The following is a 564-nucleotide window of genomic DNA, read 5'->3' as shown; positions in this document are numbered from 1 at the left end:
ATATACTCTTTGAGTGTCATTTGGTCATATTCCAAATCTTCCTTTAATTGATTCTGAATATACTCTTGTATCTTTTTTGCATTCTTTCCTACCGTGTCCACATAATATCCTCTGCACCAGAAATGTCTATTTCCATATTTATATTTCAGATTTGCATGCCTTTCGAATATCATAAGTGTGCTTTTCCCTTTTAGATACCCTACGAAACTTGAAACACTTATATTTGGCGGTAATTCTACCAACATGTGTATATGATCTGGGCAGACTTCTGCTTCTACAATTTTTACACCTTTTCTTTTACATAGCGTACTCAGTATATTTGCTATATCTTGTTTTAACTGTCCATATGCTATTTTTCTTCGATATTTTGGTGCAAATACAATGTGATACTTACAATTCCATTTTGTATGTGATAAACTATTAATATCCATTTAGGATACCTCCTTTGATTTAGTGTGGTTGGCGAACCTACACTTATTATATCATTGGAGGTTTTTTCTGTAAGCTAAAGCGGCTGTGGACGCACCTGCATAGCAGGTGGTTTATTAAAAGACTGCTATACAA

Annotated in this window: 1 protein-coding gene; it reads right to left on the bottom strand. The window is 33.9% G+C overall.

Translation table 11 applies throughout. The features are described from left to right. Positions 1-431 (bottom strand): IS200/IS605 family transposase (tnpA, locus tag CRO04_RS25805; RefSeq protein WP_097007073.1); only part of this gene is annotated, 431 nt, incomplete at its 3' end. Positions 432-564 lie beyond the last annotated feature (133 nt).

It is taken from the genome of Lacrimispora amygdalina, from assembly GCF_900205965.1.
Classification (GTDB): domain Bacteria; phylum Bacillota; class Clostridia; order Lachnospirales; family Lachnospiraceae; genus Lacrimispora; species Lacrimispora amygdalina_A.
The sequence above is the reverse complement of the archived record's forward strand: the minus strand, read 5'-3'. Positions and strand labels throughout refer to the sequence as shown.